The sequence below is a fragment of the Pseudomonas sp. MWU16-30323 genome (assembly GCF_020515595.1).
In the GTDB taxonomy this organism is placed as follows: domain Bacteria; phylum Pseudomonadota; class Gammaproteobacteria; order Pseudomonadales; family Pseudomonadaceae; genus Aquipseudomonas; species Aquipseudomonas yamanorum.
In genome coordinates, this window is sequence record NZ_JAIWYM010000036.1 from 1 (window position 1) to 21,016 (window position 21,016).

Sequence of the window (21,016 nt, forward strand, 5' to 3'; positions counted from 1 at the left end):
CTAGGCGGCCGTTACCTAAATAACGGATATACACCCAGCCCAACTCACCCCCAACACAAATGTCACCTCTGAAATCAGGCCAGGCTTTCGTCAATCACCAACACCAGCTTCCCGGAAATCTGATTAGTCGCCAGCTCAGCAAACGCAGCCTCGGCATCCTTGATCGGAAACGTCTTGGCCAATTGCGGACTCAAACGGCCCTCGGCAAACAACGGCCAAACCTGCTGGCTCAAGTCACTGAACAGGTCAGCCTTGAACTGATCATCCCGGCTGCGCAACGTCGACCCCAACACCTGCACACGCTTGGCCAACACCTGCGCCAGATCGATCTGCGCCTCACGCCCCCCCATCAAGCCAATCAACACCCAGCGCCCATCACGCGCCGCCAGCTTGAGATTCAGCGCCGCGTAATTCCCCCCCACCGGGTCAAGAATCACATCGAACGGCCCAAAATCACTCAAACCCTCGATGCCATCAGTACGTACCACTCCCCCCTGAGCCCCCAGCGCTTCACAGTACGCCAAGCGATCCGCCGACCCCACACTGACCCAACACGGGCTACCAAACGCCTTGCACAGTTGAATCGCCGCCGACCCCACGCCACTGGCGCCAGCATGCAACAGCACCTTCTCCCCAGGCTTGAGGCCCGCCAACTGGAACAGATTCAGCCACGCAGTGCTGTACACCTCGGGCAACCCGGCCGCTTCCACCAGGGACACACCCTCCGGCACCGGCAGCACATGACGCGCGTCCACCACCACTTCCTCGGCCATCCCGCCACCAGCCAGCAGCGCGCAAACGCGATCACCCACCTGCCACGACGAACCCGCACCGACTTCGCTGATCACCCCGGAACACTCCAGGCCCAGCACCTGACTGGCGCCCGGAGGCGGTGGATAGAGCCCTGAACGCTGTAATAAATCGGCCCGATTCAGGCCCGCAGCCGCCACACGAATGCGAACTTGGCCTACATCACATGTAGGACTCGGCTCGTCTTGCCACTCCACATGACCTTCAACGCCTTGCAATGCTTTCACAGTGCCTCCATAGTGAGTCTGGACTGAGCCCGTTGCTGTAGCGCCGGGCTTTTTGCATTATGCGACCGGCCCATATGGAACCGGCGACTTCAAAGACGGCCTAATATGCGTTATCAATTGCCCCCGCGTCGAATCAGCATGAAGCATCTGTTCCCCAGCACCGCCCTCGCTCTTTTTATTGGTATCGGCCTTCTGCCGCTATCGAGCAATACGTTCGCAGCCAACAGCTGGGACAATCTTCAGCCTGATCGCGATGAGGTGATTGCCAGCCTTAACGTCGTTGAGTTGCTCAAGCGCCACCATTACAGCAAGCCGCCGCTGGACGACGCTCGCTCGGTGATCATTTACGACAGCTACCTCAAGCTGTTGGATCCCTCGCGCAGCTATTTCCTGGCCAGCGACATCACCGAGTTCGACAAGTGGAAGACGCAGTTCGACGACTTCCTCAAGAGCGGTGACCTGCAGCCCGGCTTCACCATCTACAAGCGTTACCTGGACCGCGTCAAAGCGCGTCTGGACTTCGCCATTGGTGAGCTGAACAAGGGCGTCGACCAGTTCGACTTCACCAAGAAAGAGACCTTGCTGGTTGACCGCAAGGACGCTCCTTGGCTGACCACCGAAGCCGAACTGGACGACCTGTGGCGCAAACGCGTCAAGGATGAGGTCCTGCGCTACAAGATCTCAGGCAAAGACCCGAAGGCCATTCAGGAACTGTTGACCAAGCGCTACAAGAATCAGCTGGCACGTCTGGACCAGACCCGTGCCGAAGATATCTTCCAGGCCTACATCAACACCTTCGCGATGTCCTACGACCCGCACACCAATTATCTGTCGCCAGATAACGCGGAAAATTTCGATATCAACATGAGTCTGTCGCTGGAAGGCATCGGTGCCGTCCTGCAAAGCGATAACGACCAGGTGAAAATCGTGCGTCTGGTGCCGGCAGGTCCGGCCGACAAGACCAAGCAGGTTGCTCCGGCCGACAAGATCATCGGTGTGGCCCAGGCCGACAAAGAGATGGTTGATGTGGTCGGCTGGCGTCTGGATGAAGTGGTCAAGCTGATCCGCGGTCCGAAAGGCAGCGTGGTGCGCCTGGAAGTGATTCCCCACACCAACGCGCCGAACGACCAGACCAGCAAGATCGTGTCCATCACCCGTGAAGCGGTGAAGCTCGAAGACCAGGCCGTCCAGAAGCAAGTCCTCAACCTCAAGCAGGATGGCAAGGACTACAAGCTGGGCGTGGTTGTGATCCCGGCGTTCTACCTGGACTTCAAAGCGTTCCGTGCCGGTGATCCGGACTACAAGAGCACCACCCGCGACGTTAAGAAAATCCTGACAGAATTGCAGAAAGAAAAAGTCGACGGCGTGGTCATCGACCTGCGCAACAACGGCGGCGGTTCCCTGCAGGAAGCCACCGAGCTGACCAGTCTGTTTATCGACAAGGGTCCGACCGTGCTGGTGCGTAACGCTGACGGCCGTGTGGACGTGCTGGAAGACGAAAACCCGGGTGCCTTCTACAAAGGGCCGATGGCGTTGCTGGTCAACCGCCTCTCGGCATCCGCTTCGGAGATTTTTGCCGGCGCGATGCAGGACTACCACCGTGCGCTGATCATCGGCGGCCAGACCTTCGGCAAAGGCACCGTGCAGACCATCCAGCCGCTGAACCATGGCGAGCTGAAACTGACCTTGGCCAAGTTCTACCGGGTTTCCGGGCAGAGCACCCAGCATCAGGGCGTACTGCCGGATGTCGATTTCCCGTCGATCATCGATACCAAGGAAATCGGCGAGAGTGCACTGCCTGAGGCCATGCCGTGGGACACCATCCGCCCTGCGATCAAGCCTGCGGTAGACCCGTTCAAACCGTACATCGCACAGCTGAAAGCTGATCACGAAGCCCGCTCCGCCAAGGATGCCGAGTTCATCTTTATCCGCGACAAGCTGGCCCTGGCCAAGAAGTTGATGGAAGAGAAAACCGTCAGCCTCAACGAAGCCGACCGTCGTGCGCAGCACACCGACATCGAGAATCAGCAACTGGTGCTGGAGAACGCCCGCCGCAAGGCCAAAGGCGAAGCCCCACTCAAGGAACTGAAGAAAGAAGACGAAGATGCGATCGCCGCCGAGCCTGATAAAACCAAGCCGGAAGATGATGCCTACCTGAGCGAGACCGGGCGCATCCTGCTGGACTACTTGAAAATCAGTAAGACGGTGGCCAAGCAGTAAATGATGGCAATTTAATGTGAACGCTCTCCGGAGTGTCATCAAATAGACATCATTCTGTCGTGAAATGAAGGACCTGCCCAAGCAGGTCCTTTTTTTTCGACCCGAGAAAATCATGACCATGACCGAACAGCTGAATGCATTGGGCTCAATTCTGGCTCAAGGCAGTTTGCACAGCCTGTTCCAACCGATTATTTCTCTGTCCGAGCGGCGCGTGGTCGGTTACGAGGCCCTCACTCGTGGCCCGTCCAACAGCCCGTTGCACTCCCCTATCGCGCTGTTCTCCGTGGCCCGCCACGCCGGGCGCCTCAGCGAGCTGGAGATGGTCTGCCGGGAAAGCGCCTGCCGGCGGTTCAGCGAACAGAAACTGCCGGGCAAGCTGTTCCTTAACGTCTCGCCCGAGTCCCTGCTGGAAACCGCGCACCAGCCCGGCCGCACCCTGCAACTGCTCAGCGATTTCGGCATCCCGCCCAGCCAGGTGGTGATCGAACTGACCGAGCAAACCCCGACCGACGATTTTCAACTGCTGCAAACCGCGCTGCATCACTACCGCGCCATGGGGTTTTCGATTGCCCTGGATGACCTGGGTGCCGGCTACTCCAGCCTGCGGCTGTGGTCAGAATTGCGTCCGGACTATGTGAAGATCGACCGGCACTTTATCGACGGCATCCACCAGGACGCCCTCAAGCGCGAGTTTGTCGGCTCCATCCTGCAAATCGCCAAGGCCTCCCGGGCCCAGGTGATCGCTGAAGGCATCGAGCTGCCGGAAGAGTTGGCGGTGCTCACGGAAATGGGCGTCGACCTGGTGCAGGGTTATCTGCTCTGTCGCCCCCAGGAACACCCGCCGCAGGAAGCGCGCTTGATGTTGCCCAAGCCTGACAGCGCCAACGTCACACTGAACGACGAAGGCAGCGACCTCAGCGCCCTGCTCAACGAACAACCGGCCGTGGGCCAGCACACCGCCACGGCGCAGGTGCTGGAAGCCTTCCGCCGCCAGGCCAACCTCAATTCCCTGGCGGTGCTGGACGAGCGTGGCCATCCAATCGGCATCGTGCACCGGCACTCGCTGTCGGACGCCTTGCTCAAGCCGTTCGCCACCGACCTGTTCGCCCGCAAGCCCATCAGCCGCTTGATGAGTGATGACTTCCTCGCGGTGGAACTGAGCCAGTCCTTGCAGCAAGTCAGCCGACTGCTCACCAGCCGCGCACGCCAGCGGATCGAGGAAGATTTCATCATCACCCTCAACGGCGATTACCTGGGGCTGGGGCGGGTGATCGACGTGCTCAAGTTGATTACCGAGCTGAAGATCCAGCAGGCACGCTATGCCAACCCGCTGACCTTGCTGCCGGGCAACGTGCCGATCCAGCAGTGCCTGACGCGGCTGTTGCAGCAACAACGCGAGTCAGTGATCTGTTACGTGGATATCGACAGTTTCAAGCCATTCAACGATATCTACGGCTATGGCCGGGGCGATGAAGTGCTGCTGTGCCTGGCGCAATGCCTGAACGACCGGGTAGACCCCAGCCGCGACTTTGTCGGGCATATCGGCGGTGATGACTTTTTACTGGTGCTGGGGCCGCAGGATTGGCGCAAGCGACTCAACCAGCTGCTGGACGACTTCCACACCCAATGCCGGCGCTTCTATCGCAGCGAGCATCTGGACGCGGGCTGTTTCGTTGCACTGAACCGCCAGGGCGTGCGCCAGGAGTTTGCGCTGCTGTCGCTGTCCATCGGCGTGGTGCATTTGTATCCACAGGCCTGTGGACAACTCGATGCCAGCCAGTTGGCAGAACTGGCCTCGCAAGCCAAGCACCACGCGAAGAACGTGGCCGGCTATAGCATTCATGTGATCGACAGTCTGGAGTTGGGCCAGGCAGAACCGGAGCCGCTCTAGATCAGAGTTGTTCCAGACGAATCTGCGCCAACGGGTGCCCGGCCCGGGCGGCGACTTTCCACCAGCGTGCCGCTTCCCGCGGATCCGGCGCCTTGCCAAGGCTGCCCGCGAGGCTTAAGACCCCAATCTGGTAGGCAGCCTTGCCATCTCCGGCCTGGGCCGCCAGCCGCAACAGCCGCACGCCCTCTTCACGGGCGCCAAGGCCCTTGCCGCGAAACGTCAGGATATGTCCGTAGAAACTCTGGGCCCCTACGTCCCCCAGATTGGCCATGCGTGCGAACTGGCCTTCAAGCCATTGCCAGCCACGCGGCTGTCGCATGAACCAGGACCAATGAAACAATTTGCGCGCCAGCCAATAACTGACATACGCCTTAAGCTTCCAAAACACTAAGCCTCCGCTGACTCGGGATAATCGTACTCAAACACCCGCACCACTTCCGATGCGTGCCACGACGCTGCGGCCACGCCATCGGACGGCCCGCAGAAACGTCCAAGACGCTCCACACATTCAAAGAAGCCGGTACGTGGCAGGCGGCTGGCGCCCTGGCTGATCACCAGGGAACTGCGCAGCGGCTGGTCGGCCTTGGCATCCAGCGCCGCCAGGTGTTCCAGCGCGGCCGTCAGGGTCTGCATCGCCGGCGTGGGAAATTGCAGGCGCTCCAGCAACGCGCGGTAGGTCAAGAGGTGGCGCTGTCGGCGCGCCTGGTCCAGCTCGTTGATTAACCCATCCCAATGCTGACGGCTGATGCGTACGCTCACGTTTCGTCCCTCCAACCTGCGACGCCCAGTTCCCAAGCCAGACTGCGGCGGATGGCTGCGTCCGGCTGGCGTTCACCACTTTCGATCAAGCCAAGGTAAGACGGGCTGATGCCCACCGTGCGCGCCAGAGCTTCGATGGCCAGGCCCTTGGCTTCGCGCAGGCTTCGCAGCTGCTCCAGGGGGCGCAGATCCGGTTCGGCAGTGGCTTGGCGAAGGTTCGAAGCAGGAGATGTCGGCTGCTGCTGACCGGCGGCTTTTAACAGCGCCTGATACTGAGCCCAAGGCAGAACCGCATATTCGGGTTCGCCATCCTTTGTAATTATCTGAATATCCATGACTGCCCCGTAGGATCACAACACTTACTTCGTAAGTACTTTCCTTAGGAGTGTAATCCTAACAGCCACAAAGAGCGCAGGGGGATATTCGCAAGGTTCAGTTTTTTTTCAGGTGTTCCTGCGTCAGCAACAGAGGCGTCGCTGGCAGGCGCTCAACCACCGCGAGCTTCTCGGGGGCCTGACGCTCGCGCCAGGCACGAAAAGCGCTCAGTTCGCCGTCCAGGGTCTTCATGACCCATGCCAGCACGGCAATGTCGTCGAGCATGCCAAATACCGGGATAAAGTCCGGGATCGCGTCAATCGGGCTCAGGAAGTACATCAGCCCCGCTACCACCGAAATCAGTGCCTTGGGGCTGATGGCCCGGTATTCGCCGCGCCAGTAGGCCAGGCACAAGGCCTGGAGCAGCTTGAGGTCGTCCTTGAGCTTGCCCAGCCGGTTGCCCTGGCTCGAGCCTTTGGCGGCCACCGCGAACAGCAACGTAGGCAAGCGCCCACGGCCCAGCAGGCGAGCAGCCATGGGCAGGAAGCGGGTGAAATTAAACGGCGCTTTCATCATCACTCCAGTTCCAGGGGACAGAAAAGGTTATCCACACAAATTGTGGATAACCTTGTGAACAGAGCCTATTTTCCAGGCTGAAAGCCACGTAATACAAGGGCTACAGTCAGATCGGGCGTTTTTTGCGCACATAAAAAAAACCCAAGAATTCATTGACTTGGAGATTATCTGCGTCTAGCCGTGCTCGGGTCTTTTATCAGACTGCTCTAGCCCGCATGGGTTCGGTTGAATTTGGCCTGGATTCAACTGATCGTTCCCACGCTCTGCGTGGGAATGCCGCCTGTGGCGCTCCGCGCTTGCAGTTAGCGCAAGGCTTGAGCAATGCGCAATGGTGACGCAGAGCGTCACGGGATGCATTCCCACGCAGAGCGTGGGAACGATCGCAGAGCGCGGGAACGATCGCACAGGCCAGAAACAACAACGCCCCGTCGAGACGGGGCGTTGTGTGTTCAGGTGCTGATTACTTCTTGGCAGCCGGAGCAGCCGGTGCGTCAGGCGCTTCAGCCTTGGACGGGTCCTTGATGGCCAGCAGTTCCAGGTCGAATACCAGCACGGAGTTGGCTGGAATCGCCGGGCTCGGGCTCTGCGCGCCGTAGGCCAGGTCGGACGGGATGTACAACTCGACCTTCTCGCCAACGTGCATCAGTTGCAGGCCTTCGACCCAACCTGGAATCACGCCGCTGACCGGCAGGTCAATCGGGCTGCCGCGATCCACGGAGCTGTCGAAGGTGGTGCCGTTGGTGAGCTTGCCGGTGTAGTGAACCGTCACTACGTCGGTAGGCTTGGGTTGAGCACCGTCCGCTTTCTTCACGATCTTGTATTGCAGACCGGAAGCAGTGGTGACAACGCCGTCTTTCTTGGCGTTTTCTTCGAGGAATTTCTTGCCGGCGGCTGCCGACTCTTCGCTCATCTTGGCCATACGCTCTTCAGCACGTTTTTGCAGTGCGGCGAAGGCTTCGACCAGCTCGTCGTCTTTCAGCTTCTGTTCTTTCTTGCCGACGGCATCTTCGATGCCTTGGGCTACCGCTTTGGAGTCCAGGTCATCCATGCCTTCTTGAGCAAGGCTTTTGCCCATGTTCAGGCCGATACCGTAGGAAGCTTTTTGCGCCGGGGTTTTCAGCTCTACGCTGGTTTGCGAATCACAACCCGCAAGTACCAGGCTAACCAGGGCCACCGCCGCCGCCAACCGATGCTGTTTCATGCTATTTCCTTGTTCGTGTGCCAAAAGGGCATTCGAGTAAAGTCGCGAGCTTATCAGGCGGCCACGACCAATGGCTACCGGCATGTGAGCAGGAAACTTCTGATAAGTTCACGTGTTTAAAAGCATTTTCATTCAATCCAGGGCCCTGCGACGGACAGCAGCAGCGCTGGAACGAGACTCATGGCCACTTGCCGCACTGCTGGCCTGATGGCATAAGAACGCTACAACTCGACAAGGATAGTTATCTTGCGCATTTTTTCCCGTGTTTTGCTGATGATTTTCATACTGCTGGGCCTGGTCCTGGCGGTGGTGCTCTATTACGTGGTCAACCCGAAACTGCCGGTTTATGTGCCGGTGGAACAGGTGCACTACCAGGACCAATGGAGCGCCGCAGATCGCCAGACGTATTACTTCACGCCCCAGGGCACCCAGGTCAAGGGGCTGCGCTATGACTGGTTTACTGCACTGGAACTGCCGTTCTCCGAGCAGCGTTTCGCCACGCCCGAGTACCTGGCGCGCTTCGGTTTCCTGGTAGACCCCAGGCAGGTACCCACCGCGCAAAACCCCGGCAACCTGCCGGTGGGTTTTGCCCGGCATAAAAACGCTGGCAGCAATGATGAGTTTCTCGACATCACCTGCGCCGCGTGCCACACCGGCCAGTTGAACTTCAAAGGCCAGGGCCTGCGTATCGACGGTGGCCCGGCGCAACATGTGCTGCCGTCCAGCGTACCGACCCTGCGCGGCGGCAGCTTCGGCCAGGCACTGGTCGCCAGCCTTGCCTCGACCTACTACAACCCGTGGAAATTCGAGCGCTTTGCCCGCACCGTGCTGGGCCATGACTACGACGACCAGAACGCCGCGCAACTGCGCCAGGACTTCAAGAAGTCCCTGAACAACTTCCTGAAAGTTGCCTGGAACGACACCCACCGTGGCCTCTACCCCACCGAAGAAGGCCCGGGTCGTACCGACGCCTTTGGCCGTATCGCCAACGCCAGCTTCGGCGACGCCATTTCCCCCGACAACTACCGCATCGCCAATGCACCAGTGGACTACCCGCAACTGTGGGACATCTGGACCTTCGACTGGGTGCAATGGAACGGCTCGGCCCAGCAACCCATGGCCCGCAATATCGGCGAAGCCCTGGGCGTTGGCGCCACCCTGGACTTCTTCGACAGCGCCGGCCAGCCGCTCAAGGGCGATGCACGCTACGCCTCCAGCGTGCGGGTGCGCGACCTGAATACCATCGAAGAAACCCTGCAACGGCTCAAGCCACCCACCTGGCCCGAAGACCTGTTCGGCGCGATCGACAAACCACTGGCCGCCCAGGGCCGCGCGCTATTCACCGAGAACTGCGCCGGCTGCCACGTGTCGGCGGTGTCCCAGGTCGATGGCCGTCCGGTGCGCCAGTTGAAAATGCTCCCGGTGGACGTCATCGGTACCGACCCTACTACCGCCAACAATATCGCTGACCACCGCTTCGACCTCAGCGCCCTGCAATGGGACCCGGCGGAGTTGGCGAAAATGAACGTCAAACTGCACCCCACGCCCACCGAGCCGCTGGACTTGCGCAGCCTCTCTTCAGCCAAAGGCCTGGCCTACATCACTGCCTTTGTCGAAGAGCACGCCTACCGCGCCGCCGGCGTGACACCCGCCGAACGTCCTCAGCTGGACGGTTTCGGCCTGCCCATCGGCGTGCGCGAACTGCGCGCCTACAAAGCTCGGCCCCTGGCCGGGGTGTGGGCGACGCCGCCGTTCCTGCACAACGGCTCGGTGCCGACGATCTACCAATTGCTCTCGCCCCAGGACGAGCGCAGCCCGACCTTCTATAAAGGCACCTTCGAATACGACCCGCGCCACCTGGGTTATCAAACGGCAGCGTTCCCCAATGCCTTCCTGTTCGATACGCGCATCACCGGCAACCACAACAGCGGCCATGAATTCCGTGCCGGCCAGCGTGGCAACGGGGTGATCGGTCGAGGCTTGCTGCCCCAGGAACGCTGGGCGCTGCTGGAATATTTGAAAGTGCTGGGCGGCCCGCTGGAACAGCAACTGCCCTGACCCAACCGACTTCGCAGAAAAGGATTTTTAAATGCTCGCTCGACTTTGGCTGCGCCTCGGCGCGTTTCTCGGCAAGACCCTGTTATGGCTGGTGGGCCTGGGCCTGCTGGGTTGGTTGCTGTCCACCCTATGGTTCGCCTGGCAACACAGCGGCCCGGTGTCGACGGATGAACAGATCCCGCCGGGGGAAGCGGCCATGACCCAAGGCATCATCCAGACCGCCGTGCGCATCGTCGATCAACACCGCGAAGGCACGCGCTACCTGCGAGATGCGCATGCCAAGGCCCATGGTTGCGTGAAAGCCGAGGTCAGCGTGCTGCCGGACCTCGACCCGGCCTTGCGCCAGGGCGTGTTCGCCGAGCCGGGCAAGACCTGGCAGGCGATGATGCGTTTGTCCAACGGCAATGCGTATCCGCAGTTCGACAGCATCCGGGATGCACGGGGCATGGCGATCAAGCTCTTGGACGTGCCGGGCAAGCAGTTGCTGGCGGATCAGCAGGCGCGCGGTGAGCAGGACTTTGTGATGTTCAGCCATCCGAACTTTTTCGTCAGTGATGTGGCGGAGTATGCGCAGAACATTTCGGCTCAGGCCGATGGCAAGAAGGTCCTGGCGTTCTTCCCCGGGGTGGATCCGCGCAGTTGGCAGGTGCGGCATTTGTTTATCGCCCTGGCGACGTTGGCGCCGCCGCCGGTGAGTCCTACGCAGACAACTTATTTCTCGGTGTCGCCGTATAAGTTTGGGGCGGCGAATGCGAAGTTTCGGGTGGCGCCGGATCCCCAGGGGTGTCCTGCGTATGTGCTGCCTGAACAGAATCAGGACCTGCCGAACTTTTTGCGCAGTGCGTTGAATCAGCAACTGTCGACTGACCGGGTGGCGGCGTGTTTTGTGTTGCAGATTCAGCGGCAGAATCCGCAGAAGTTTATGCCGATCGAGGACACCAGCGTTGAGTGGAAAGAGAGTGATGCGCCGTTTGAGACGGTGGCCAAGGTGGTGATTCCGGCGCAGGATTTTGATACGCCGGCGTTGAACCTGGCTTGTGATAATCAGTCGTTTAATCCGTGGTTTGGGGTGGAGGCGCATCGGCCGATTGGGGGGATTAATCGGTTGCGTAAGGCGGTGTATGAGGCGGTCAGTGATTATCGGCATAGCCGGAATTTGTAGCTCTGCGGTGTGGGGGGCATATCCGTTGCTGCGGTAACGGCCGCTATTGGTTCCGCTCTTACAGCGGCTCACTTTTGAAAAGCGCAAAAGTAAGCAAAACGCTCTTGCCCCACCACTCGGCTCCTCGCCTAGGCTCGGAGTGCCCTCACTCCGGCCAGCGTGGTTTAACGGGGCGCCTAAGCGAGGTGCCGACAGGCGGGGCAGAGCCCTTTGCTTACTTTGGGGCTTTTCCAAAGTGAGTCGCTGTAAGAGCGAAACCATAAGTAGCCGTTACCTAAAAAACGGATATACACACAACAGCCACGTAAAGATTCCGTATAGATTCAACCCACGCCATAACGTTTACGTCGTCTCTATTGAGCAACTAATCCCCCTCCACTACTGTGAACTCCACACCAATCACCCCCGTAGGAAGTCATCGTGGAAAGTTCAACTTTAGGCATGATCGTCCTCTCAATGATCGCCCTGTTCGGCGCCGCCGCCTTTTGCTTCGAACAACTCGCCACCCGTGATTCAAAGAAAAAGAAAGCCAAATAAGCTGATCATCAAAAGCAGCAGAACCCCAGTGTTTCAAGGGATACCCCACCCCCGGGCTATCCCTTTTTTTCGTTCGCCCACCCTAGCCCCCTCTATACACCGTCTTAATACCCGCCCCAGTAATCAGTGCCCGAACTTGATACCCAACCTCTTAACCTCCCCGCGTCCGCAATCGCGGCTTATTAATCAGGGGAGTTCCACCGTGCTCACACTCAAGTTCATCTATATCGCCAGCGGCTTATGCGCCGTCGGGCTGTTCGCTTATCTGGGCTATGCCCTCATTCGCGCCGAAAAGTTCTAGGGAGCCCGCCATGTACGACGTGATTTTTGTAGGCCTCTCCCTGGTGTTTTTCACCACGACAGCCATGGCCATTGTCGCCATGGGCAAGATTTGAACGGAGCCTCGACATGCTAAGCACTTTGCTGGAATTTGCGCTGGTCCTGGGGTTGATGACCGGGCTCGCCGTGCTGATGGGCAAGTGGCTGACCCGGGTCTTTACCGGAACCCGCCACGCCCTGCCGGAACGTTATACCTATCGCCTGCTGGGCATCGACCCGCTGGAAACCATGGGCTGGGCCCGCTACGGTTTGGCCCTGCTGCTGTCGAACGCGGCGATGATGCTGCTCGGCTATATCATCCTGCGGCTGCAAGCCGTCATGCCGATCAACCCGCTCGGGCTGGCCGCGCAAACCCCGGACCTGGCGTTCAATACCGCCGCGTCCTTTATCACCAACACCAACTGGCAGGCGTACTCGGGCGAGACCAGCCTGTCGAACTTCAGCCAGATGGCGGTGATTACGTTCCTGATGTTTATCGGCGCCACCTCGGGCGTGGTCGCCGCAGCGGGTTTTATCCGTGGCTTGAGCCGTTCAAGCTCGGCGGATATCGGCAACTTCTGGGTCGACTTCACCCGCACCCTGTACCGCGTGATGCTGCCGCTGTGCGTGGGCATGGCCCTGGTGTATGTGTGGCAAGGCATGCCCCAGACCTTTGCCTCCCAGGCCCTGGCCACAACCCTTGAAGGCGCGCAGCAACAGTTGATTGTCGGCGCCGTGGCGAGCTTTGAATCGATCAAGCATATCGGCACCAACGGCGGTGGCTTCTTCAGCATGAACGCCGCGCACCCGTTCGAAAACCCGACGCCGCTGACCAACGCCCTGCACATCCTCAGCATGTTGCTGATCCCGTCGGCGCTGACCTACACCTTCGGCAGCATGCTGCTGCAACGCCGTCAGGGCTGGGTGTTTTTCGGCACCTTCCTGGTGATGTTCATTGGCTTCCTCGCACTGGTGTATGGCGCCGAGCAAAACGGCAACCCGTTGCTGACCCAGGCCGGTGCCAACCAGACGCTGTCCATCGAGCAAAGCGGCGGCAATATGGAAGGCAAGGAACTGCGTTTCGGCATCGCCGACAGCAGCCTGTTTATCGCCACCACCACCGCGGCCACCACCGGCTCGGTCAACGCGATGCATGACTCATTGACCCCCATGGGCGGCTTCGTGCCCCTGGCGCAGATGATGCTCAACTGCGTGTTCGGCGGCGACGGCGTGGGCTTTATCAACCTGATCCAGTACGCGCTGCTGACGGTGTTCCTGGTGGGCATGATGATCGGCCGCAGCCCGGAATTCCTCGGCAAGAAGATCGAGGCCCGGGAGATGAAACTGGTGATGCTCTCGGTGCTCGCGCACCCCATCAGCATCCTCGGTTTCACCGCCCTCGCCGCCCTGTGGCCCGACACCATGGCCAGCCTGAATAACCTCGGCCCCCACGGTTTCAGCGAGGTGCTCTACGCCTACACCTCGGGCACCGCCAACAACGGTTCGGCATTCGCCGGGCTGAATGCCAACACGCCGTTTTTCAACACCACCATTGGCCTCGCGATGCTGATCGGGCGCTTCTTCACGATGCTGCCGATGCTCGCTGTGGCCGGTTCCCTGGCGATGAAAAAGACCGTGCCTGCCGGTGCTGGCACCATCCCCACCGCAACCCCGCTGTTCATGGTGCTGGTGGTGTTTGTGGTGCTGGTGGTGGGTGGCCTGACTTTCCTGCCGGCGCTCGCGCTCGGCCCGCTGGTGGAGCAACTGCAGTTGCTGTCCGGCCAGACGTACAACTAAGGACACGTTGATGACGACTCAATCGATATTCAAAGGGCTGTTGCGCCCGGTGCTGGTTTCGGCCGTGTTTTTCATGGCCCTGACCGGCCTCGCCTACCCGATCTTCACCACCTTTGCCGCGCAGTTGCTGTTCCCGTTCCAGGCCCAGGGTTCGCTGATTGAACGCGACGGACTGGTGATCGGCTCGGCGTTGATCGGCCAGGATTTCACCCAGCCCGGGTACTTCCATGGCCGCCCGAGCATGACCCTCGGCGCAGACCCGCAAGACCCGAGCAAAAGCGTGTCGCAGCCTTACAACGCCGGCTCCAGCGGCGCCAGCAACCTTGGCCCGACCAGCCAGAAACTGGTGGATCAGGTCGCAGCCCGAGTTAAAGCCTACCGCCAGGACAACGGCCTCGCCGCCGACGCCCAGGTGCCGGTGGATGCGGTCACCGCTTCCGCCTCCGGCCTGGACCCGCATATCTCCGTGGCCAACGCGCGCATCCAACTGGCCCGGGTCGCCCGCCTGCGGCAGATCCCCGAAGCCGAACTGCTGCAACGGGTGAACGAAAACACCGCCGCCCGCACCCTCGGTTTGCTCGGCGAACCACGAGTCAATGTGCTGCAACTCAACCTCGCGCTGGACGCCCGCCTGCCTGTGCGCCAGCCCCCCATTGCGGCCAGTGAGTAAGAGATTCCCCCATGATCAAGAATGCTCGTTTACCTCTGTTTGATCGCGCCATCGTGCTCACCGCCTGCGGGGACGCGTTCAAGAAACTGCTGCCCCAGGCGCAGTGGAAAAACCCGGTGATGTTCGTGGTGTACCTGGGCAGCCTCCTCACCACGCTGCTGTGGTTCCAGTCCCTCGGCGGCCAGGGTGAAGCCCCCAGCGGCTTTATCCTCAGCATCAGCTTGTGGCTGTGGTTCACCGTGCTGTTTGCCAACTTCGCCGAGGCCCTGGCCGAGGGTCGCAGCCGCGCCCAGGCCGCCAGCCTGCGGGGGATGAAACGCCAGACCCTGGCCAAGCTGCTGCAACAACCCAAGCACGGCGCCGCATGGCTGCCGACCGAAGCCACGTTGTTGCGCAAGGACCAGGTGGTGCTGATCGAAGCCGGCGACCTGGTGCCGCTCGATGGCGTGGTGATCGAAGGCGTGGCCTCGGTGGATGAAAGCGCGATCACCGGTGAATCGGCCCCGGTGATCCGCGAAGCCGGCGGCGACTTTTCCTCGGTCACCGGCGGCACGCGGGTGCTCTCGGACTGGCTGGTGGTGCGCATCAGCGTCAACCCGGGGGAGTCGTTCCTCGACCGTATGATTTCCATGGTCGAATCCGCCAAGCGCCAGAAGACGCCCAACGAAGTCGCCCTGACGATTTTGCTGGTGGGCCTGACCCTGTTGTTCCTGCTGGTGATCGCCACGCTGAGCCCGTACTCGATCTTCGCCGTGGCCATGAGTGGCAGCGGCAGCGTGGTCAGCGCCACGGTATTGGTGGCGCTGCTGGTGTGCCTGATCCCCACCACCATCGGCGGCCTGCTCTCGGCCATCGGCGTGGCGGGCATGAGCCGCATGATGTCGGCCAATGTGATCGCCACCTCTGGCCGCGCCGTAGAGGCGGCCGGTGACATCGACGTGTTGCTGCTGGACAAGACCGGCACCATCACCCTGGGCAATCGCCAGGCCAGCAGCTTCCTGCCGGCACCAGGAGTCAAGGAAGCCGAGTTGGCCGATGCGGCGCAACTGGCGTCCCTGGCCGACGAAACCCCGGAAGGCCGCAGCATTGTGGTGCTGGCCAAGCAAAAGTTCGACATCCGTGCGCGGGACATCAACGCCCTCGGCGCAAGCTTTGTGCACTTCACCGCACAGACCCGCATGAGCGGCGTTGACCTGCCCGAGGGCCGCGGTATTCGCAAGGGCGCGGCGGATGCCATCCGCAGTCATATCGAAGCACTGGGTGGAAGTTTTCCAGCCGCCTTGCAGGCCAAGGTCGACGAAGTATCGCGACGCGGCAGCACTCCGCTGGTGGTCTCGGACGGGGCGAAAGCACTCGGCGTGGTGGAGCTCAAGGACGTGGTCAAGGGCGGCATCAAGGAGCGCTTCGCCGAACTGCGGCGCATGGGCATCAAGACCGTGATGATCACCGGCGACAACCGCCTGACCGCCGCCGCGATTGCCGTGGAAGCCGGCGTGGATGACTTCCTCGCCGAGGCCCGCCCGGAAGACAAGCTGCAACTGATCCGCGACTACCAGGCCCAGGGCAAGCTCGTGGCCATGACCGGCGACGGCACCAACGACGCCCCGGCCCTGGCCCAGGCCGACGTGGCGGTGGCGATGAACAGCGGCACCCAGGCAGCGAAAGAGGCCGGCAACATGGTCGACCTCGACAGCAACCCGACCAAGCTGATCGAAGTGGTCGAGGTGGGCAAGCAGATGCTGATGACCCGTGGCGCGCTGACCACCTTCAGCGTGGCGAATGACGTGGCGAAGTATTTCGCGATCATCCCGGCGGCGTTTGTCGCGACCTATCCGCAGCTCGGCGCGCTGAACGTGATGCACCTGACCAGCCCCAACTCGGCGATTCTCAGCGCAGTGATTTTCAACGCGTTGATCATTGTGGCGCTGATTCCGCTGGCACTGCGCGGCGTGACGTATCGGGCGATTGGCGCGGCGGCGTTGCTCAATCGCAACCTGCTGATCTATGGCCTGGGCGGGGTGCTGGTGCCGTTTGCCGGGATCAAGCTGATTGACATGGTGCTGACCGGGCTGGGTCTCGTGTAGCGCCGCAAACCCAATGTGGGAGCGGGCTTGCTCGCGAATGCGCCGTGTCAGCCAACTCATCTGTCACTGATACAGCGCCTTCGCGAGCAAGCCCGCTCCCACAATTGAACCGCATTGACCAGGAATGACATGCCCGCATTAAACGAAGAACGCCCCGACCCCGACGCCCTCCTCGCCCGGGTCCAGCAGGAAGAACAGGCCGCCTTGCGCGGCAAATTGCGTATCTACTTCGGCTCCAACGCCGGGGTGGGCAAGACCTGCGCCATGCTCGACGCGGCGCAACGGGAAGTCAGCCTGGGGCGCGACGTACTCGCCGGCGTGGTGGAAACCCACGGCCGCCAGGAAACCGCCGACCTGCTCGACGGCCTCGAACAACTGCCCCGGGCCCACCGTCTTCACCGCGACTTTGCCCTCACCGAATTCGACCTCGACGCCGCCCTGCAACGCCATCCCGCCGTGCTGCTGGTGGATGAACTGGCCCACAGCAATGTGCCCGGCTCACGCCACCCGAAACGTTGGCAAGACGTGGAAGAACTGCTCAGCGCCGGCATCGATGTGTGGACCACCCTCAACGTCCAGCACCTGGAAAGCCTTAACGATCTGGTGAGTGGGATCATCGGCATTCGCGTGCGGGAAACCGTACCGGACCACGTGTTCGACAACGCCCACGAAGTGGTCGTGGTGGACCTGCCGCCGGATGATCTGCTGCAACGCTTGAAGGACGGCAAGGTGTACCTGGGTCCCCAAGCCGAGCGCGCTTCGCGGCACTTTTTTCGCAAGGGCAACCTGTTGGCCCTGCGGGAACTGGCCCTGCGCCGCACCGCCGACCGAGTCGACACGCAAATGCGCGTGTACCGCCGCGAACAGTCGATCAAGACCCTGTGGCCTGCCCGCGAGCGCTTGCTGGTAGGCGTGGCCGGTGACGCCGGTGATGAGCGCCTGGTACGTGAAGCCGCGCGCCTGGCGCAAAAGCTCGAGGCAGACTGGATCGTGGTGCACGTCGCCTCCGCCCAGGGGCGCGGCGCCAAGCGTTATCTCACGGCGATGAAAACCCTGGCCCTGGCCAGCGAGTTTGGCGCCGACACCGCAACATTGCCGGGCATGGACGTCGCCGAAGCACTGGCCGCCTGTGCCCGGGAACACAACGCCAATCGCCTGGTACTCGGCCATCATCCACGCCGGGCATGGCGGTTCTGGCACCAGTCGGTGGGCGACCGGATCAGCCGCCACCATCCGCAGATCGACCAGATCGTGATCGCCCATGGCGTACTGCCGGGCACTGTCCCGGTCATTGAAAAAACCGCGCCCGCCCCCGGCCGGACCCTCGCCTACCTCTGGGCCACCCTCGCCTGTTTCACCGCCAGCGCCATCGCCGCGCTGCTGCTTCAGGTGTTCGACCTGGCCAACGTGGTGATGCTGTTCCTGCTCACCGTGGTGCTGGTGGCCCTGCGGTTTGGACGCGGCCCCGGCGTATGGGCGGCGATGCTCGCGGTGCTGTGTTTCGACTTCTTTTTCGTCCAGCCGCGCTACTCGTTTACCGTCAACGACACCCAGTATTTCTTCACCTTCGCGTTGATGCTCGGCATCGCCCTGATCACCGGGCAGCTCACCGCACGCCTGCGCCACGAAGCGCGCACCGCCGCCGCTCGAGAACGCCGCGCCACATCCCTGGCACGCCTGGCCCGGGACCTGTCGGCCGCGTTGACCGTGGAGCAGATCAGCGAAGTGGCATTGCGCACCTTCAGCGGCGTGTTCGAGGCACGGGTCGGCCTGGCCTTGCCGGACGCCGCCGACGGCGTGCACAGCGTGAGCCCAGGCGGGCTGCCGATCGACGACAGCATCGCCCAATGGACCTACGACCACGGCCAATCCGCCGGCCAGGGCACCGACACCTTGTCCGCGGCCAAGGGTTGCTACCTGCCGCTCAAGGCGCCCATGCGGGTGCGCGGCGTGCTGGTGCTGGAACTGGCGCAAAGCGAACGCCTCAACGAGCCCGAAGAACGTCGCCTGCTGGAAGCCTGCATGAGCCAGTTGGCGATTGCCCTGGAGCGCGTGCACTTCGTCGAAGTGGCGCAAAGCACGTTGGTGCAGATGGAAGGCGAGAAAATGCGCAACACCTTGCTCGCGGCGATTTCCCACGACTTGCGCACGCCCTTGACCACCCTGATCGGCGCCGCCGACACCGCCCTGCCCCATGCACCGCCAGGGCCGCTGACCGAGTTGCTGCACGGCATCCATGAGCAGGCGACCTCAATGCAACGCCTGATCGAAAACCTGCTGGACATGGCCCGCATGCAAGAGCGCGGCGTAAGGCTCAACCGGCAATGGCATTTGCTGGAGGAAATCGTCGGCAGCGCCCTGCGCCAGTTGCGTGAACCACTGGCCCGGCATGTGCTGCATACGACGCTGGACCCGCAATTACCGCTGGTGGAAGTCGATGCGCTGCTGATCGAACGGGTGCTGGTCAACCTGCTGGACAACGCCGCCAAATACACCCCGCCGGGCACGGTCATTACCGTGGCCGCCCGCACTGTGTCGGACAGCATCCTGCTGGAAGTCAGCGACACCGGCCCGGGCAGCGCGCCGGCCAATCTGTTCGAACCGTTTGCCCGTGGCCAGCAGGAATCCTCGGTCGCCGGGATCGGCCTGGGGCTGGCCCTGGCCAAACGCATCGTCGAAGCCCACGGCGGGCGCATCGAAGCCATGCCCGGCAGAGAGCGCGGCATGCATTTCGTCATCACTTTACCGGCGGGTACTCCGCCCCCAATGGACGCCCTATGAGCACTGCACGCATTCTGATTGTTGAAGACGAGGCCAATATCCGCCGTTTTGTCGGCATCGCCCTGCAGGACGAGGGCTTCCAAGTGTTCGAGGCCGACAGCGTCAAGCGCGCGTTGATCCATGCCTCCAGCCGCCAGCCGGACCTGGTGATCGTCGACCTCGGCCTGCCGGACGGCGACGGCAAACAGTTGATCAGCGAACTGCGGGGATGGCTGGCGGTGCCGATCCTGGTGTTGTCGGCGCGGGATCGCGAAGAGGAAAAAGTCGCCGCCCTGGACGCCGGCGCCGATGACTACCTGACCAAACCCTTCGGCGTGCCCGAGTTGCTGGCGCGCATCCGGGCGCAACTGCGTCGGCACGGGCAAACCGGCACCGTGGCGGCCACCAGCAAGGTGGCGTTTGGCGAGATTGAGGTGGACCTGGCGACCCATGAAGTGTGGCGCCAAGGCCTGCCGGTGCACCTGACGCCCATCGAATACCGCCTGCTGTGCGCGATGATTCGCGGGCAGAGCCGGGTGCTCACCCATCGGCAGTTATTGCTTGAAGTGTGGGGATTGGACTACGTGGACCGCGCCCACTACCTGCGGGTGCACATGGCACATCTGCGGCAGAAGCTGGAGGCCGACCCGGCCCAGCCGCAGTACTTCATCACCGAGTTGCAGGTGGGCTACCGACTGGTGGGCTTGTGAACAGATGCGCGGCGGCGAAATCGACAAACACCCGGATCTTCGGCGAGAGGTGCCGGCTGGAAGGCCACAGGGCCCAGAACTGGCCCTGGTCGTCGGAGTGGTCGTCGAGCACGGTTTCAAGCTGGCCCTCGGCGAGTGCTTCGCGGGCCAGGAAGTCCGGCACGTAGGCAATGCCATGGCCGTCCATCGCAGCCCTGAGCATGGCTTCCATATTGTTCAAGGTCAGGGCGGTGGGCAGGCGCAATTGGGTGATGGCCGGGTTGGCGGATAAGGTCCAGTCCATGACTTTTCCGGTGGTGGCGAAGCGGTAACGCAAACACGGGTGATGCTCCAGGTCGCTCAGGGACTCTGGCCGCCCGTTGGCCCGCAGGTACTCGGGTGAGGCACACAGCACAAACCTGAACGGCCCCAGCTTGCGGGCCATCAGGGTCGAATCCGCCAGGCCGCCGCTGCGGATGACCACGTCGAAGCCCTCTTCGATCACATCCACCAGATGGTCGTTGAAATCCAGCTCCAGTTCGATCTCGGGGTAGGCTTTGCGGAACGCCATCATGTGAGGAAAGAGAAAGCGATAGCCGATGGTGGGCAGGCTGACCCGCAGCTTACCCCGAGGCGCCTGCATTGCATGGGAAAGCATGGCGCGGGCGTCTTGCAGGTCGTCGAGAATTTTCCGACTGCGCTCGTAGAACAGTTGCCCTTCGGCGGTGAGGCTGACCTTCCGTGTGCTGCGGTGCAACAGCCGCACATTCAGTGACGCCTCAAGCTTGGCGACATTCTTGCCCACCGCCGAGGCGGAAATCCCCATTGCCCGGGCCGCGCCGGTGAAGCTCAAGGCTTCCGCGGTTTTCACGAAGGCGATCACGCCGCTCAGGTTATCGGTCACGTCATTGCATCCATTCTGTCCGTTATGAACGGAATGTA

The 21,016-nt window shown here is 61.7% G+C and carries 17 protein-coding genes; 10 read left to right on the plus strand and 7 right to left on the minus strand.

From position 1 onward, the window contains the following. Window positions 1-74: 74 nt before the first annotated feature. Window positions 75-1,037 carry a zinc-binding dehydrogenase gene (locus LIY45_RS26720; protein ID WP_226478161.1) on the minus strand — a complete coding sequence of 321 codons (963 nt, stop codon included), beginning with the start codon at window positions 1,035-1,037 and terminating at the stop codon, window positions 75-77. 138 nt (window positions 1,038-1,175) lie between these two features. On the opposite strand from LIY45_RS26720, the gene LIY45_RS26725 reads away from it, so the two are divergent. Together LIY45_RS26725 and LIY45_RS26730 are read left to right on the plus strand one after the other, a co-directional pair. Then, on the plus strand, window positions 1,176-3,257 hold the full coding sequence (locus tag LIY45_RS26725) for a carboxy terminal-processing peptidase (RefSeq protein ID WP_172834552.1): 2,082 nt from the start codon (window positions 1,176-1,178) through the stop codon (window positions 3,255-3,257). A 112-nt stretch (window positions 3,258-3,369) separates the two neighbouring features. Next, entirely contained in the window at window positions 3,370-5,148 is a 1,779-nt protein-coding gene (locus LIY45_RS26730; protein WP_226478162.1) for a bifunctional diguanylate cyclase/phosphodiesterase, read from the plus strand. A gap of 1 nt (window position 5,149) precedes the next feature. Here LIY45_RS26730 and LIY45_RS26735 read toward each other — a convergent pair whose 3' ends face one another. The 5 genes from LIY45_RS26735 to LIY45_RS26755 form a co-directional block, all read right to left on the minus strand. Continuing rightward, window positions 5,150-5,536 carry a sel1 repeat family protein gene (locus LIY45_RS26735; RefSeq protein WP_226478163.1) on the minus strand — a complete coding sequence of 129 codons (387 nt, stop codon included), beginning with the start codon at window positions 5,534-5,536 and terminating at the stop codon, window positions 5,150-5,152. Continuing rightward, window positions 5,536-5,907, minus strand: a complete 372-nt coding sequence (locus tag LIY45_RS26740; RefSeq protein ID WP_010166435.1) for a hypothetical protein — start codon at window positions 5,905-5,907, stop codon at window positions 5,536-5,538. The genes LIY45_RS26735 and LIY45_RS26740 overlap by 1 nt, the downstream gene beginning before the upstream one ends. Beyond that, window positions 5,904-6,242, minus strand: coding sequence for a helix-turn-helix transcriptional regulator (locus tag LIY45_RS26745; RefSeq protein ID WP_017480261.1), 339 nt, complete (start codon window positions 6,240-6,242; stop codon window positions 5,904-5,906). Before LIY45_RS26745 ends, LIY45_RS26740 begins: the two co-directional genes overlap by 4 nt. Before the next feature lie 97 nt (window positions 6,243-6,339). After that, on the minus strand, window positions 6,340-6,795 hold the full coding sequence (locus tag LIY45_RS26750) for a YkvA family protein (RefSeq protein WP_026078323.1): 456 nt from the start codon (window positions 6,793-6,795) through the stop codon (window positions 6,340-6,342). Window positions 6,796-7,258: 463 nt separating this feature from the next. Continuing rightward, window positions 7,259-7,999, minus strand: coding sequence for an FKBP-type peptidyl-prolyl cis-trans isomerase (locus tag LIY45_RS26755; protein WP_226478164.1), 741 nt, complete (start codon window positions 7,997-7,999; stop codon window positions 7,259-7,261). A 246-nt stretch (window positions 8,000-8,245) separates the two neighbouring features. Between LIY45_RS26755 and LIY45_RS26760 the strand changes: the two genes are divergently transcribed. The 8 genes from LIY45_RS26760 to LIY45_RS26795 all read left to right on the plus strand — a co-directional run bounded on the left by LIY45_RS26760 (window position 8,246) and on the right by LIY45_RS26795 (window position 20,095). Then, window positions 8,246-10,057, plus strand: a complete 1,812-nt coding sequence (locus tag LIY45_RS26760; RefSeq protein WP_226478165.1) for a di-heme-cytochrome C peroxidase — start codon at window positions 8,246-8,248, stop codon at window positions 10,055-10,057. Between the two features lie 31 nt (window positions 10,058-10,088). Continuing rightward, the gene (locus LIY45_RS26765) at window positions 10,089-11,219 is read left to right on the plus strand and encodes a catalase family protein (protein ID WP_226478166.1); all 1,131 of its coding nucleotides are present in this window, start codon (window positions 10,089-10,091) and stop codon (window positions 11,217-11,219) included. 739 nt (window positions 11,220-11,958) lie between these two features. Further along, on the plus strand, window positions 11,959-12,057 hold the full coding sequence (gene kdpF, locus LIY45_RS30800; RefSeq protein WP_003219423.1) for a K(+)-transporting ATPase subunit F: 99 nt from the start codon (window positions 11,959-11,961) through the stop codon (window positions 12,055-12,057). A gap of 107 nt (window positions 12,058-12,164) precedes the next feature. Further along, window positions 12,165-13,871, plus strand: coding sequence for a potassium-transporting ATPase subunit KdpA (gene kdpA / locus LIY45_RS26775; protein ID WP_226478167.1), 1,707 nt, complete (start codon window positions 12,165-12,167; stop codon window positions 13,869-13,871). Between the two features lie 10 nt (window positions 13,872-13,881). Next, window positions 13,882-14,541 carry a K(+)-transporting ATPase subunit C gene (kdpC, locus tag LIY45_RS26780; protein ID WP_226478168.1) on the plus strand — a complete coding sequence of 220 codons (660 nt, stop codon included), beginning with the start codon at window positions 13,882-13,884 and terminating at the stop codon, window positions 14,539-14,541. Window positions 14,542-14,552: 11 nt separating this feature from the next. Then, a complete protein-coding gene (kdpB, locus tag LIY45_RS26785) occupies window positions 14,553-16,625 on the plus strand; it encodes a potassium-transporting ATPase subunit KdpB (RefSeq protein WP_226478169.1) in 2,073 nt (690 codons plus the stop codon). A gap of 129 nt (window positions 16,626-16,754) precedes the next feature. Further along, the gene (locus LIY45_RS26790) at window positions 16,755-19,406 is read left to right on the plus strand and encodes a sensor histidine kinase KdpD (protein WP_226478170.1); all 2,652 of its coding nucleotides are present in this window, start codon (window positions 16,755-16,757) and stop codon (window positions 19,404-19,406) included. Beyond that, the gene (locus LIY45_RS26795) at window positions 19,403-20,095 is read left to right on the plus strand and encodes a response regulator (RefSeq protein WP_010166411.1); all 693 of its coding nucleotides are present in this window, start codon (window positions 19,403-19,405) and stop codon (window positions 20,093-20,095) included. The genes LIY45_RS26790 and LIY45_RS26795 overlap by 4 nt, the downstream gene beginning before the upstream one ends. Here LIY45_RS26795 and LIY45_RS26800 read toward each other — a convergent pair. After that, complete coding sequence (locus LIY45_RS26800; protein WP_226478171.1) at window positions 20,055-20,978, minus strand: LysR family transcriptional regulator; 924 nt, start codon at window positions 20,976-20,978, stop codon at window positions 20,055-20,057. The two genes, LIY45_RS26795 and LIY45_RS26800, sit on opposite strands and share 41 nt — an antisense overlap. Window positions 20,979-21,016: the final 38 nt, after the last annotated feature.